Origin of the sequence: Ralstonia mannitolilytica (genome assembly GCF_000954135.1) — a bacterium.
Classification (GTDB): Bacteria; Pseudomonadota; Gammaproteobacteria; order Burkholderiales; family Burkholderiaceae; genus Ralstonia; species Ralstonia mannitolilytica.
Genome location: NZ_CP010799.1, coordinates 3,283,698 through 3,297,180 on the forward strand (window position 1 = coordinate 3,283,698; position 13,483 = coordinate 3,297,180).

General features: G+C 64.3%; 13 protein-coding genes. 4 read left to right on the plus strand and 9 right to left on the minus strand.

Going from position 1 to position 13,483, the window contains the following annotated elements; all coding sequences use genetic code 11:
• Both TK49_RS15455 and TK49_RS15460 read right to left on the minus strand, forming a co-directional pair.
• Complete coding sequence (locus TK49_RS15455; RefSeq protein WP_045787495.1) at positions 1-1,665, minus strand: GGDEF domain-containing protein; 1,665 nt, start codon at positions 1,663-1,665, stop codon at positions 1-3.
• Position 1,666: 1 nt separating this feature from the next.
• On the minus strand, positions 1,667-2,632 hold the full coding sequence (locus TK49_RS15460) for an NAD-dependent epimerase/dehydratase family protein (RefSeq protein WP_045787496.1): 966 nt from the start codon (positions 2,630-2,632) through the stop codon (positions 1,667-1,669).
• Positions 2,633-2,736: 104 nt separating this feature from the next.
• On the opposite strand from TK49_RS15460, the gene TK49_RS15465 reads away from it, so the two are divergent.
• Both TK49_RS15465 and TK49_RS15470 read left to right on the plus strand, forming a co-directional pair.
• Complete coding sequence (locus TK49_RS15465; RefSeq protein ID WP_045787497.1) at positions 2,737-3,786, plus strand: CDP-6-deoxy-delta-3,4-glucoseen reductase; 1,050 nt, start codon at positions 2,737-2,739, stop codon at positions 3,784-3,786.
• A gap of 276 nt (positions 3,787-4,062) precedes the next feature.
• The gene (locus TK49_RS15470) at positions 4,063-5,250 is read left to right on the plus strand and encodes an acetylornithine transaminase (RefSeq protein WP_045787498.1); all 1,188 of its coding nucleotides are present in this window, start codon (positions 4,063-4,065) and stop codon (positions 5,248-5,250) included.
• 75 nt (positions 5,251-5,325) lie between these two features.
• Here the strand turns inward: TK49_RS15470 and TK49_RS15475 are convergent, their stop codons facing one another.
• From TK49_RS15475 to TK49_RS15505, 7 genes are all read right to left on the minus strand, one after another.
• On the minus strand, positions 5,326-6,042 hold the full coding sequence (locus tag TK49_RS15475; RefSeq protein WP_045787499.1) for an ABC transporter ATP-binding protein: 717 nt from the start codon (positions 6,040-6,042) through the stop codon (positions 5,326-5,328).
• A gap of 17 nt (positions 6,043-6,059) precedes the next feature.
• The gene (locus tag TK49_RS15480) at positions 6,060-6,836 is read right to left on the minus strand and encodes an ABC transporter ATP-binding protein (RefSeq protein WP_045787925.1); all 777 of its coding nucleotides are present in this window, start codon (positions 6,834-6,836) and stop codon (positions 6,060-6,062) included.
• Positions 6,837-6,851: 15 nt separating this feature from the next.
• Positions 6,852-7,988 (minus strand): ABC transporter permease subunit, encoded by a 1,137-nt coding sequence (locus TK49_RS15485; protein WP_045787500.1) that lies wholly within the window; start codon positions 7,986-7,988, stop codon positions 6,852-6,854.
• Between the two features lie 13 nt (positions 7,989-8,001).
• Positions 8,002-8,937, minus strand: a complete 936-nt coding sequence (locus TK49_RS15490) for a branched-chain amino acid ABC transporter permease (protein ID WP_045787501.1) — start codon at positions 8,935-8,937, stop codon at positions 8,002-8,004.
• A gap of 209 nt (positions 8,938-9,146) precedes the next feature.
• Complete coding sequence (locus tag TK49_RS15495; RefSeq protein WP_045787502.1) at positions 9,147-10,355, minus strand: branched-chain amino acid ABC transporter substrate-binding protein; 1,209 nt, start codon at positions 10,353-10,355, stop codon at positions 9,147-9,149.
• 455 nt (positions 10,356-10,810) lie between these two features.
• A complete protein-coding gene (ispH, locus tag TK49_RS15500) occupies positions 10,811-11,785 on the minus strand; it encodes a 4-hydroxy-3-methylbut-2-enyl diphosphate reductase (RefSeq protein WP_045787503.1) in 975 nt (324 codons plus the stop codon).
• Complete coding sequence (locus tag TK49_RS15505) at positions 11,785-12,273, minus strand: FKBP-type peptidyl-prolyl cis-trans isomerase (RefSeq protein WP_045787926.1); 489 nt, start codon at positions 12,271-12,273, stop codon at positions 11,785-11,787. Before TK49_RS15505 ends, ispH begins: the two co-directional genes overlap by 1 nt.
• Positions 12,274-12,378: 105 nt before the next feature.
• Between TK49_RS15505 and radC the strand changes: the two genes are divergently transcribed.
• Positions 12,379-13,053: a RadC family protein gene (gene radC / locus TK49_RS15510; RefSeq protein ID WP_045787504.1), complete on the plus strand. Its 675-nt coding sequence runs from the start codon at positions 12,379-12,381 to the stop codon at positions 13,051-13,053.
• A 184-nt stretch (positions 13,054-13,237) separates the two neighbouring features.
• On the plus strand, positions 13,238-13,471 hold the full coding sequence (gene rpmB, locus TK49_RS15515; protein ID WP_004631999.1) for a 50S ribosomal protein L28: 234 nt from the start codon (positions 13,238-13,240) through the stop codon (positions 13,469-13,471).
• The last annotated feature ends 12 nt before the right edge of the window (positions 13,472-13,483 follow it).

A 13,483-nucleotide genomic window follows, 5' to 3' on the forward strand; every position in this document is an offset into this window, starting at 1 on the left:
TCAGCCGGCCACGTGCCGGTTGCGGCCGCTTTCCTTGGCGCGATAAAGCGCAAGGTCTGCGCGCTTGAGCATCTCCGATGCGGTATCGCCCGGCCGGCGGGCCGTCATGCCCATGCTGACGGTCATCGACAGGCCGGTGGGAAAGTTGTCGTCGGTCTCGGCCACGGAGGCGCGCAGGTGCTCCGCGACTTCCGTTGCCGCGTCCAGCGTCGTGCGGCCCATGACGATGGCGAATTCCTCGCCGCCCAGGCGGCCGACCATGTCGCTGCTGCGCAGGACCGCGGTGGCAAGGGAGGCGAAGCGCTGCAGCGCCAGATCGCCTACCGCGTGGCCCCATGTATCGTTGATGCGCTTGAAGTGATCGAGATCGGCGAGCACCAGCACAAGCGGCTCGCCGCGGTTGTGCGCACGCATCAGCACCGTATCGAACAGCGCCAGAAAGCGCCGGCGCGTGAGCACGCCGGTCAGGTGGTCGAAGTGCGCCTCGTTGGCCAGTGCGCTGTTGGTGCGCTGCAGCCGCTGGTTCAGATGCCGCGTGACGCGATGATGCTGCCGTTCGCGCACCAGCGACCACACCACCAGAACGAACGTCGCCAGCACGCTCACGAAGAGCACGAAACAGAGGGTGCGATTGCGAGTGTGGTCCGCAATCTGCTGGCTCCACGCGGGCAGCGGCTCGGCCACGACGACGGTGAGATCGGCACTGGCATTGCGTGACACCGTCAGCGACGGCATTGCGCTGCCCTCGCGCCAGGCCAGCGTATCGCGGACGTCCTGCGGCACCCATCGCGGCACCGGGTGATGCGGCTGCGCGGCGGACTGGTACGGCCAGACGTCGAAGTCGACGCGCTGGTACGCGTCGTACCGATCGGTGGCGCTCATCTGCTGCAGACGGGCGCCCGGCAGCATCTTGCCGACCAGCGACGCGTCAGTCGACAGGATGATCAGCCCGTTTGCGTCAGCGACCAGCGAGGTCGGGTGCGATACCCAGTGCTGCAGGCGTGCCAGACTGACCTTGGTGCCCATCGCCGCAACGAGGTAGCCGCCCGCGTCGTACACCGGCGCGGCGAAGAACAACCCGGGCACGCCGGTGACACGCCCGACCGTGAACTGCTCGCCCAACCCGCCGAGCATCGCCTCCTTCATGTACGGCTGCATGCTCGACAGCACGCCGATGAACGACTCCGGGTGTCCGGCGATGTTGCCCAGCACCACATAGTGGTGCCGATTGACCACCCAGACGTAGTCGAGGCCGAGGTTGCCGGCGGTCGTACTCAGGAACGCGTTGATGTCGGCAACCTCCGGATACGACTGCGCCTCCTTGGCGCGCGAGCCCTGGTCCATCAGGCTCCAGCGGCGCGTATCGATGCGGTTGACCGCGCGCGGGATGGCATCGATCTGCGCGAGCGTCTGCGGAATGGCGCGCAGCAGGGCGACGTCGGCCGTGATCTGGCTCGACATGCCCTCGGCCACCTGGGCGGCAAGCTGGCGCCGGGCTTCGACCATCTGTTGCACGTCGCGCGCGGCAATCATGTCCGCGACGATGCATGCGGCAATCCAGCACGTTCCCACGCCGACCACCACCGCGGTCAGCGCAAGCGCGAGCCGGATCGCACGCCGCCGCGCCGGGCTGGGCGAAGATACCGCGGGCGCCGGGGGCTCCATGTCAGGCCCCACCGCTCAGGAAATGCGCCACCGTCGGATACCGCAGCACCACGCGCAGCTCGCGCATCAGGCGGGCATTACGCAGACGGCGCGATTCGCTCATGAACGACAGCAGCGTCGGCTCGATCTGCTGCGTGGCATCGGCCCGCGAGATGCGCGGCGGACGCGGCAAGCCGCGGGCATCGGCCACGGCGTCGAAGTAATCGCCCATGCGCAACTCCGACGCATCGCTTGCATGCACGATGCGCTGCGGCCTGCCGCGGAACAGCGCCGCGATCAATGCCCGCGCGAGATCGTCGGCGTGAATATGGTTGGTGTAGACATCGTCCTCGGCGCGCAAGGCTGGTGTGCCGCGCTCCAGCCGGGCGGTCGGCAGGCGCTCGGCCGCATAGATTCCGGGGATGCGCAGGATGGACGTGCGCCAGCCGCCGCCTGCTCCGAACCAGCGCACGCGGCGCTCGGCGGCCACGCGGCGCTGGGCACGGGCGGTGGCCGGCTTCACGGGGCGGCTTTCTTCCACCCAGGCGCCGCCGGCATCGCCGTACACGCCGCTCGTGCTGGCGTACACGAACGCACGCGCCTGGAGGCGGGTTTTCAAGCGACCCGTGAAGCGGCCAGACGTGCGCGGCCGCTCGGGTAAAATGCGATGCTTTGTGGCCCGGGGGCTCCGGGCGGGACGCGCGAGCGCATGCAGCAGCGCGCCGGTGCGTGGATCGTCGCGGCCGGTGGCGGGCGGCGGTGCCAGGTGCAGGACGCGCTGGCTCAACCCGCGCAGACGGCGTAGCGACGCGGCATCGTCAAGATTCGCAAGCACCGGCACGGCGCCCGCTTCGCGCAAGGCAGCACGGCCCGCTTCGCGCGACGTGACGGCAAAGACGCGGAAACGCGTGCGCAGCATCGCCAGGCAACGTTGGCCGACGTCCCCGCAGCCGACGATGAGTACGCGCGGAAGCCCCAGACGTGACATGGATTCCGGTGGCCGGGCGACTGCCGGGCTCACCCTCGGATGTGCCGCCGAATGCGCCGCATTCAGGCGACCAGAGACTCTTTTCAACATATTCGGATTGTAGTATGGCTTACCAGATCAACGTGCTGCCCAGCGGCCGCCAGTTCCAGGCCGAAGACGGCGAGACCATCCTTGCAGCGGCGCTTCGCCAGGGCATCGGCCTGCCGTACGGCTGCAAGAACGGCGCATGCGGCTCGTGCAAGGGGCATGTACGCGAGGGCTCGATCGTGCAGGGCAACCATTCGCCCAACGCGCTGTCCGCGCAGGAAGCTTCCGAGGGCCGCGCGCTGTTCTGCTGCGCCACGCCGGCCACGGACGTCACCATTGAAGTGCGCGAAGTGCAAGGCGCCGGCGACGTGCCCATCAAGAAGATCCCGTGCCGCGTGGCGTCCCTGGAAAAGGCCGCGCCCGATGTGACCATCGTCAAGCTGCAACTGCCGGCCACCGAGCGCATGCAGTTCCTGGCCGGGCAGTACGTCGAATTCCTCCTGCGCGACGGCAAGCGCCGCAGCTACTCGATCGCCAATCCGCCGCACGAAGAAGGCCCGATCGAGCTGCACATCCGCCACATGCCGGGCGGCGTATTCACCGACTACGTGTTCGGCGCCAAGGAAGGCGCGCCGGCCATGAAGGAGCGCGACATCCTGCGTTTCGAAGGGCCGCTGGGCAGCTTTTTCCTGCGCGAAGACTCGGACAAGCCGATCATCCTGCTGGCCTCCGGCACGGGCTTCGCGCCCATCAAGGCCATCATCGAGCACGCCCAGTTCATCGGCAGCAAGCGCCCGATGACGCTGTACTGGGGCGGCCGCCGTCCGCAAGACCTGTACATGCACGCCAGGGCCGAGGAATGGGCGCGCACGATCCCGGGTTTCACCTACGTGCCGGTCATCTCGAACGCCCTGCCCGAAGACGCGTGGACGGGCCGCACCGGCTTCGTGCACCACGCTGTGATGGCCGACCACCCAGACCTGTCCAACCACGAGGTCTACGCGTGCGGGGCGCCGGTCATGGTCAATGCCGCCCGCAACGACTTTGCCGCGCAATGCAAGATGCATCCAGACGCGTTCTTTGCCGACTCGTTCACCTCGGAAGCCGACCTGCACCCGGCGGGCTGAGGCGTTGCACAAATCCAAAGACGGTCAAAATTTGGTTTTGACTTGACATGGCATCCGTCTTATTCTTGCGCCTTATGAACCAGGCCCTGCACCTCCGACGCCGCCGTACGTTGCTCCCTTCGGGAAGCCGCGCGGCTGTCTGCTGATTGCATATCGGGTTCGCAGGATTCGACGATCACAAGGCCACGGGGCGACCCCCGTGGCCTTTGTCTTTTTCCCGCCGCTCTTTTCACGCTCTTTTCATTTCCTTGCCGCCTTTTTTCTGGAGCTTCTGCCATGGCGTTTGCTGACTACCCCGTCCAGTCCCTGATGTACATCACCAACCGGCCCGAGATCGTCTTCACCGAGGGCAAGGGCTCGTGGCTGACGGACCACAACGGCAAGCGATACCTGGACTTCGTGCAGGGCTGGGCCGTCAACTGCCTTGGCCACTCGAACGACGGCATGATCGAGGCGCTCAACACCCAAGCCAGGAAGCTCATCAACCCGAGCCCGGCGTTCTACAACGAGCCGATGGCCAAGCTGGCCGGCCTGCTGACCGCGCACAGCTGCTTCGACAAGGTGTTCTTCGCCAACAGCGGCGCCGAGGCCAACGAAGGCGCCATCAAGCTCGCGCGCAAGTGGGGCAAGAAGCATAAGAACGGCGCCTACCAGATCATCACGTTCGACCACAGCTTCCACGGCCGCACGCTCGCCACCATGAGCGCATCCGGCAAGGCAGGCTGGGACACCATCTTCGCGCCGCAAGTGCCGGGCTTCCCGAAGGCCATCCTGAACGACATCGCATCGGTGGAAGCGCTGATCACCGATGAGACGGTCGGCGTGATGCTCGAGCCGGTGCAGGGCGAAGGCGGCGTGCTGCCAGCCACGCCAGAATTCATGCAGCAATTGCGCGCGCTGACCAAGAAGCACAAGATCCTGCTGATCGTCGATGAAGTACAGGCCGGTTGCGGCCGCTGCGGCACGCTGTTCGCCTACCAGCTCTCGAACATCGAGCCGGACATCATGACGCTCGGCAAGGGCATCGGCGGCGGCGTGCCGCTGTCGGCCCTGCTGTGCACCGATGAAGTCGCGAGCTTCGAAGCCGGCGACCAGGGCGGTACGTACAACGGCAACCCGCTCATGACGGCCGTCGGCTGCTCCGTCATCGAGCAGCTGCTGGCCCCGGGCTTCCTGGCCGGTGTGCAGGAGCGCGGTGCGTACCTGCGCACGCAGTTGCTGAAGTTGAGCGAAGAGTTTGGCCTGGCCGGCGAACGCGGTGAAGGCCTGCTCCGCGCCCTGCTGCTCGGCAAGGACATCGGCGGCCAGCTCGTCGAGGCCGCACGCGAGATGAACCCGACGGGCCTGCTGCTCAACGCCCCGCGCCCGAGCATCCTGCGCTTCATGCCCGCGCTGAACGTGACCACCGAAGAAATCGACACGATGATCGGCATGCTGCGTACGCTGCTGAAGGCGCACGCTTGAGCCTCGGCGCTCCACTGGCACAAAGAAAAAGCCCCGCAGACATCGCGGGGCTTTTTTGATGACGCTTCGGAACGCTTACTCGCCCAGATAGGCGGCACGCACCTTCGGGTCGTCGAGCATCTGCTTGGCATCGCCGCTCATGGTGATGAGACCCGAGTCCATCACGTAGCCGCGGTGCGCCGCCTGCAGCGCCAGGCGCGCGTTCTGCTCGACGAGCAGCACCGTCACGCCCTGCGCCGAGATGTCGCGCACGACCTCGAAGATCTTCTCCACCATGATCGGCGAGAGGCCCATCGACGGCTCATCGAGCAGCAGCAGCTTCGGCTGGCTCATCAGCGCGCGCGCCATGGCGAGCATCTGCTGCTCGCCGCCCGACATCGTGCCGGCCAGCTGGTTTGCACGTTCCTTCAGGCGCGGGAAGATGCCGAACATGCGGTCGATGTCCGCCTTGATCTGCGCATCGTCGCTGCGCGTGAAGGCGCCCATCTGCAGGTTCTCGGTGATGGTCATGCGCGCGAACACGCCGCGGCCTTCCGGCACCATCGCCAGGCCCTGCTTGAGCAGGTTGTAGCTCGGCACGCCCTTGATCGACTTGCCCAGATACTGCACGTCGCCGCCGGCCCAGCCCTGCAGGCCGGTGATGGCCTTCATGGTGGTCGTCTTGCCGGCGCCGTTGGCACCGATCAGCGTGACAAGCTCGCCTTCGCGGATCTCCAGATCCACACCCTTGACCGCCTGGATGCCGCCATAGGCAACCTTCAGGCCGTCGATCTTCAACATCACTGGTTTCATTGTTCCGTTCCTCCGCATCAGTGCGCCGATGCGCCGAGGTAGGCCTCGATCACGGCCGGGTTGCTCTGCACTTCCTGCGGCAGACCTTGTGCGATGACCTTGCCGTAGTCAAGCACGGTCAAGCGATTGCACAGGCCCATCACGAGCTTCACGTCGTGTTCGATCAGCAGGATGGTCTTGCCGTCGGAACGGATCTTGTCGAGCAGACCGCGGAGTTCGACCTTTTCAGTCGCGTTCATGCCGGCGGCCGGCTCGTCCAGGGCCAGCAGCTTGGGCTGCGTGGCCAGGGCGCGCGCGATCTCCAGACGACGCTGGTGGCCGTACGACAGGTTGCGCGCCGTGTAGTTGGCGTACTTCCCGATGCCGACGTAGTCGAGCAGGTCGTGCGCCCAGTCCTCGATCGACTGTTCTTCTTCACGGGCAGCCTTCGTGCGGAATACCGCGCCGACCAGGCCGGCCTTCGTGCGGACATGGCGGCCGACCATGACATTCTCGGCCGCGGTCATGTCCCCGAACAGGCGGATGTTCTGGAACGTGCGCGCGATACCGGCCTTGGCCACTTCGTGCACGGCGGTCGGCTGATACGGCGTGCCGCCCAGTACGAATTCACCGGAGTCCGGCGTGTACAGCCCGGTGATGACGTTGAAGAACGTCGTCTTGCCGGCGCCGTTCGGGCCGATCAGGCCGTAGATCTCGCCTTCGCGGATCTCCAGGTTCACATCGGACAGCGCCTGCAGGCCGCCGAAGCGCTTGCTCACTCCTCGAATCGAGAGGAGGACGTTGTTGTTGCTCATGTTGCGTGCCTCCAATCAGATGCGGGACAACCCACCGACCCGCGCCTTCTGCGGACGGTCTTCCTTGCGCGGCGAGGGCCACAGGCCCGCAGGGCGATACAGCATCACCACCACCATGGCCAGGCCGAAGAGCAACTGACGCAGCACTTCCGCTTCCACGATCACATGACCGAACAGCTTGTTCTGAAGCGGCTCAGCCAAGGCGCGCAGCAGTTCCTGGAAGCCCACCAGCAGGATGCCGCCCAGGATCACGCCCGGGATGTGGCCCATGCCGCCCAGCACCACGATCGCCAGGATGTAGATCGACTCCCACAGCACGAACGATTCCGGCGACACGAAGCCCTGGAACGATGCAAACATCGCCCCCGAGACGCCACCGAACGACGCACCCATCGCAAACGCCAGCAGCTTGATGTTGCGGGTGTTGATACCCATCGCCTTGGCAGCGATTTCGTCTTCGCGGATGGCGACCCATGCACGACCGATCCGCGAGTTCTGCAGGCGCAGGCACACGATGATGATGATCGCGGCCAGGATCACGAACAGGTAGTAGTACATATAGACCGAGTCGAAGCGGATGCCGAAGAAATCATGGCGCTTCGAGAAGTCGAACCCAAAGATCTTGACCGGCTCGATCAGGTTGATGCCCTTCGGACCGTTGGTGATGTTCACCGGCCGGTCTAGGTTGTTCATGAAGATGCGGATGATCTCGCCAAAGCCCAGCGTCACGATGGCGAGGTAATCCCCGCGCAGCTTCAGGGTCGGCGCGCCCAGCAGGATGCCGAACAGCGCCGCAAGCCCCGCGCCCAGCGGAATCACCCACCACACCACCAAGTGCAGCCCGTTGGGGAACAGCTGGTGAACCCACTCGAACTGGGTGGACAGGTGCGGCGAGCCGAGCAGCGCCATCATGTACGCCCCCACCGCGTAGAACGCGATATAGCCCAGGTCGAGCAGGCCAGCAAAGCCCACGACGATGTTCAGGCCCAGGGCCAGCATGATGTAGAGCAGCGCGAAGTCCAGCACGCGCACCCAGTAGTTCCCGCCTGCGGCGCCCACGAGGAACGGCGCGAAGACAGCGAGGATCAGGAAGCCGTAAAGCGCGAGACGCGTTTTCTTCGGGGCCTTGAATTCGGTTGCAGTTTCAGTCATGGCGCTCCCCTTCTTATGCACGGTCCGCAACGCGTTCGCCCATGATGCCGGACGGCCGGAACAGCAGCACGCCGATCAGCACGATGAACGCGAAGACATCCTGGTAGTTCGAACCGAACACACCGCCAGTCAGATCACCGATATAGCCGGCACCCAGCGCCTCGATCAGGCCGAGCAGCACGCCGCCCACCATGGCGCCCGCCAGGTTGCCGATGCCACCCAGCACCGCGGCGGTAAACGCCTTCAGGCCAGGGATGAAGCCCATGTAGAAGTGGGCGTTGCCGTAGTTGGTCGCCATCATCACGCCAGCGACCGCCGCCATGGCAGCACCGATCATGAAGGTGGCGGAGATCACGAAGTTCGGATTGACGCCCATCAGGCCCGCCACACGCTGGTTCTCGGCGGTCGCGCGCATGGCGCGGCCGAGCTTGGTGCGGTTGACCAGCAGGATCAGCCCGATCATCACCAGGATCGACACCACGATGATGACGATTTCCTTGCCGGTGATGGTCGCACCCGTCGAGCCGATGTCGATCGGGTTCGAGGGCAGCAGTTGCGGGAAGGTCAGCGGGTTGCGTGACCAGATCATCATCGCCAGGGTCTGCAGCACGATCGACACGCCAATAGCGGTGATCAGTGGGGCCAGGCGCGGCGCATTGCGCAGCGGCCGGTAGGCGACCCGTTCAATCGTGTACGCGACGATGGCGCAAACCGGCATCGCAAACAGCAGCGCGAGCACCAGCGTCAGCCAGTCGGGCAAGTTGGGGAAGAACTTCTGGAGGAAGTTGATGGCGGTCAGCGCGGACATGGCGCCAATCATCAGGACGTCGCCGTGGGCGAAGTTGATGATGCCGAGAATACCGTAGACCATGGTGTAGCCCAGTGCGATCAGCGCGTAAATGCTGCCGAGCACCAGGCCGTTCACGATCTGCTGGATAAAGATATCCATGAGAACAGCTCCTGCTATGCCTTGCTTGTTGTAGGCGACGCGGTGGCGCGCCCGCAAGGTATGCGATCAATCGGATGGGTAAGGTGAGGTTGCTGGTAAGCGGCCTGCCGAACGCGCCCATGGTGAGGGCCTTGTGTAACTGGCGAGGCTATAAAAAACGGCACCGCAGGGGTGGGCGCGGTGCCGTTTCCAGGGCGGATGACCCTTGATTACATCTTCACAACGTCAAGAACGGTCTTCTTCTTGTCCTTGTAGTTGTACAGGGTGATAGAGCCTTCCTTCAGGTCACCCTTGTCGTCAAACGCGATGTTGCCGATCACGCCGTGATAGTTGGTTGCCGGCATGGCAGCCAGGATCTTGGCCGGATCGGTCGAGTTGGCACGCTTCATCGCATCGATGATCACGTTGACGGCGTCATACGTGAACGGGGCATAGATCTGCACCGGCGTGTTGAAGCGCGCTTGATACTTCTTCTCGAAGTCTGCGCCCTTCTCCATCTTCGACAGCGCCAGGCCCGCCTCCGAGCAGATGATGTTGTCGATGGCGTCGCCGGCCAGTTCGGCCACCTTGTCGGTACACACGCCGTCGCCGCCAACGATCTTGGCCGTGATGCCCAGTTCCTTGGCTTGCTTGGCGAACGGACCGCCGGTGGCGTCCATGCCGCCGTACATGATCACGTCCGGCTTCTTGCCCTTGATCTTGGTCAGAATGGCCTTGAAGTCGGTGGCCTTGTCGTTGGTGGCTTCACGCGCCACCACGTTCATGCCGTCGGCCTTCGCGGTCTTCTCGAACTCGTCGGCCAGGCCCTTGCCATAAGCGGTCGCGTCGTCAACGATCGCCACGCTCTTGGCATTCAGGCTCTTGGCAGCGTAGTTCGCCAGTGCCGGACCTTGCTGCGCGTCGGTTGCCACCACGCGGTAGGTCGTCTTGAAGCCTTGCTTGGTGTAGTCGGGGTTGGTCGACGACGGCGAGATCTGCACGATGCCTGCATCGCTGTAGATCTTCGAGGCCGGGATCGAAACGCCCGAGTTCAGGTGGCCAACGACGGCAACGACGTGCTCGTCGACCAGCTTTTGCGCCACGGCGGTGCCGGTCTTCGGATCGGCCGCATCGTCTTCGCCCACCAGCTCCAGCTTGATCTTCTTGCCGTCGATGGTCAGGCCTTCCTTGTTGGCTTCTTCAACGGCCAGGCGTGCGCCGTTTTCATTGTCTTTGCCAAGGTGAGCAATACCGCCCGTGAGCGGAGCCGCGTGACCGATCTTGACGACGGTCTCGCCGCCGCCAGCAGCCGCGGCCGGAGCCGACGTTGCTGCGGGTGCAGCAGCCTGGTCTGCGGGCTTTTCCTCGTTCTTACCGCAAGCTGCTACGAGTGCCACGGCAGCCGCAAGCGGCAGAACTTTGGCAAACTTAATTTGCATGAGTGATCTCCTAGATCTCGCAAGAGCAAGGAGAGCGTCCTGCCTCCCGGCCGCTCCCCCCGCGCCGATTTGTTTCAATTTGAAACGCGCGCATTGTATCCCCTTTTTTTGCGGATGCAATACGCGTCGCAACAACGTTTTTTGCCGTAACCACGCCGTTTTACGGGGTTTCCCCAATGCACAAAAACGGGTGATTTCGCGCAGGCGAACACGAATGGCGGACGAGAAGATCAAGAAGCGTGCCAGAGCAGGGAAAACCCTGTCACCACGCGGCTTGCCGGGCGACATCCACAGTAAATCAAGGCTTGGCGGGTAGCGGGTCTCTTTTTGCGGCGCACAAAATGAAACAGCCACGCTCGATTGCGTGGCTGTCATTTATGAAAAAGCGCTCGATGCACCGCTTTGGCGCGCACTTCTTTAGGGCATTTTTTAAGTGGGCATTTACATAAACGCATTCAATTCATTTGAAGGCCCCTCGGAAGAGGGAAGGACATGTTTTCCTGGATTCCCTCCAGCGGTCGCACCGTCCGAGCGCCCAGCGCCTTGAGCCGATCGACGATCGACTGCGCCAGCTCCTCGGGCGCGGACGCCCCCGCCGTCAGGCCCACGCGGCGCTTGCCGGCCACCCATTCCGGTTTCACCTGTTCTGGGGTGTCCACCATGTAGGCCGGTACGCCCAGCTTTTCGGCCAGTTCGCGCAGGCGGTTGGAGTTCGAACTGTTCGGGCTGCCGACCACGATCACCACTTCGACCTGCGGCGCCATGAATTTCACCGCGTCCTGGCGATTCTGCGTGGCGTAGCAGATGTCCTGCTTCTTGGGCTCGTGCACAGCCGGAAAGCGCGCCTTGATGGCAGCGACGATCTCTTGCGTCTCATCCACCGACAGCGTCGTCTGCGTGACATACGCCAGCCGCGTCGGGTCCTTCACTGCAAGATGGGCAACGTCAGCCACCGATTCGACAAGCAGTATGCCGTCGTCGGCCTGCCCCATCGTCCCCTCGACTTCGGGATGGCCCTTGTGCCCGATCATGATGATCTCGAAGCCCTGCGCCCGCATCTTCGAGACTTCCACGTGCACCTTGGTGACCAGCGGGCAGGTCGCATCGAACACGCGCAGGCCGCGGGCCTGCGCCGCCTCACGCACAGCACGCGACACCCCGTGCGCGCTGAAGATGACCGTGCCGCCCACCGGCACGTCGTCGAGTTCCTGCACGAACACGGCGCCTTTGTTGCGCAGGTCGCTCACGACATAGGCGTTGTGGACGATCTCGTGACGCACATAAATCGGGGCGCCAAAAAGCTGCAGCGCCCGCTCGACGATTTCGATGGCGCGGTCCACCCCGGCGCAGAAGCCTCGCGGCTGCGCGAGCAGGACTTCGGCATCGGCTTGGGTGACAGGATCGACGGGCGCGTTCACGGTGGTGCTCATCACAGAATGCCGATCAGCTGGACTTCAAACACGATGGTCTGGCCGGCGAGCGGGTGGTTGAAATCGAACAGCGCGGAGGTCTCGCCCACTTCCTTGAGCACGCCGGCGTATTTGCCGCCGCTCGGGGCGTTGAATTCGACGAGATCGCCTGGCTGGTAATCCTCTTCAAAGGAGGAGTTTTCGCGCAGCGTGGCCAGCGACACGCGTTGCAGCAACTCCGGGTTGCGCGGCCCGAAGGCATGTTCGGGCGCAAGGCGGAACGTCGTCCGCTCCCCCTCGCGCATGCCGAGCAGCGCCTGCTCCAGCGTCGGCGCCAATTGGCCCTGGCCCAGCAGCAGCGTGGCGGGCTTGTCTCCGAACGTGGTCACGATGTCCGTGTCGTTCTCCAGCGCGATGCGGTAATGCAGCGTCAGATACGAATCCGGCCCAACCACCTTCACTTCGCCGCCTGGCGCCCCTTTGGGCGCGTCGTTCACCAAATTTTGCACGCTCAACCTGCTTGACCGAAAAGTAACCCGTTATTGTACGCCAGCCCTTTTCCCGGCCGCTGGCGTGGCGCGCGCCGCACGCAGCGGTCCACCGCGATCTCAACTATGGCAATCGTCGATTGGCCCGCCCACGAGCGGCCACGTGAAAAACTGCTCGCCCACGGCCCGGGCGCCCTGTCCGATGCGGAACTGCTGGCCATCTTCCTGCGCGTTGGCATGCCGGGCAAAAGCGCGGTCGACCTTGCCCGCGAGCTTCTCGCGCATTTCGGCTCGCTGGGGCGCCTTTGCCACGCCTCGCAACAGGAGTTCTCCTCGATCGACGGCATGGGGCCGGCCAAGTACGCGCAGCTGCACGCGCTGCTGGAGGTCGCGCGGCGCGCATTGAAGGAAGACATCAGCGTCGGCCTCACCTTCGAGTCGCCGCAAAGCGTGAAGGACTTCCTGCGCCTGACGCTCGGCCATCGCCCACACGAGGTGTTTGCCTGCCTGTTCCTTGACGTGCGGCACCGGTTGATCGCCTGGGAGGAGCTGTTTCGCGGCACGCTCACCGAAGCGCGCGTGTACCCGCGCGAGATCGCCAAGCGCGCTCTGCATCACAATGCCGCCGCCGTCATCCTGGCCCACAACCACCCCACTGGCCACGCCGAGCCGAGCGAAGCCGACGTCACGCTCACCCGCGAGCTCTGCAGGGCGCTGGCGCTGCTCGACGTCATCGTGCTGGACCACATGATCGTGGGCCGCACCACGGTTTACGGCTTCCTGGAGCACGGGAAGATGTAGCGCCGGCGCCGCACCACACGGCGCGCAACGGCAATCCACGGATTGCGTTGATTTCACGGTGGTTTTGTGTGTATAATCCGCGTTTCGCTGAAGTGTCCCACCTCTACAGTGGCGCTGCGCATGGCTCAAGTCCTACGCGCCCGGTCGCAAACTGTAGTCATACGAATCAAGTTAGGAGTGCTCCATGGCACGCGTCTGTCAAGTGACCGGGAAAGCGCCGATGGTCGGCAATAACGTTTCCCACGCAAACAACAAGACCAAGCGCCGTTTTCTGCCGAACCTGCAGAATCGCCGCTTCTGGGTCGAATCCGAAAACCGCTGGGTGAGCCTGCGCGTCTCGAACGCTGGTCTGCGCCTGATCGATAAAAAAGGCATCGACGAAGTGCTCGTGGACCTGCGCGCACGCGGCGAAGTCTAATTAGGAGTTAAA

Coding starts and splice junctions, on each gene's coding strand:
- TK49_RS15490 (WP_045787501.1), bottom strand. CDS start 8,937: ATGGATATCTTTATCCAGCAGATCGTGAACGGCCTGGTGCTCGGCAGC.
- ispH (WP_045787503.1), bottom strand. CDS start 11,785: ATGAGCACCACCGTGAACGCGCCCGTCGATCCTGTCACCCAAGCCGAT.
- TK49_RS15495 (WP_045787502.1), bottom strand. CDS start 10,355: ATGCAAATTAAGTTTGCCAAAGTTCTGCCGCTTGCGGCTGCCGTGGCA.
- TK49_RS15480 (WP_045787925.1), bottom strand. CDS start 6,836: ATGAGCAACAACAACGTCCTCCTCTCGATTCGAGGAGTGAGCAAGCGC.
- TK49_RS15455 (WP_045787495.1), bottom strand. CDS start 1,665: ATGGAGCCCCCGGCGCCCGCGGTATCTTCGCCCAGCCCGGCGCGGCGG.
- TK49_RS15485 (WP_045787500.1), bottom strand. CDS start 7,988: ATGACTGAAACTGCAACCGAATTCAAGGCCCCGAAGAAAACGCGTCTC.
- rpmB (WP_004631999.1), top strand. CDS start 13,238: ATGGCACGCGTCTGTCAAGTGACCGGGAAAGCGCCGATGGTCGGCAAT.
- TK49_RS15465 (WP_045787497.1), top strand. CDS start 2,737: ATGGCTTACCAGATCAACGTGCTGCCCAGCGGCCGCCAGTTCCAGGCC.
- TK49_RS15460 (WP_045787496.1), bottom strand. CDS start 2,632: ATGTCACGTCTGGGGCTTCCGCGCGTACTCATCGTCGGCTGCGGGGAC.
- TK49_RS15475 (WP_045787499.1), bottom strand. CDS start 6,042: ATGAAACCAGTGATGTTGAAGATCGACGGCCTGAAGGTTGCCTATGGC.
- radC (WP_045787504.1), top strand. CDS start 12,379: ATGGCAATCGTCGATTGGCCCGCCCACGAGCGGCCACGTGAAAAACTG.
- TK49_RS15470 (WP_045787498.1), top strand. CDS start 4,063: ATGGCGTTTGCTGACTACCCCGTCCAGTCCCTGATGTACATCACCAAC.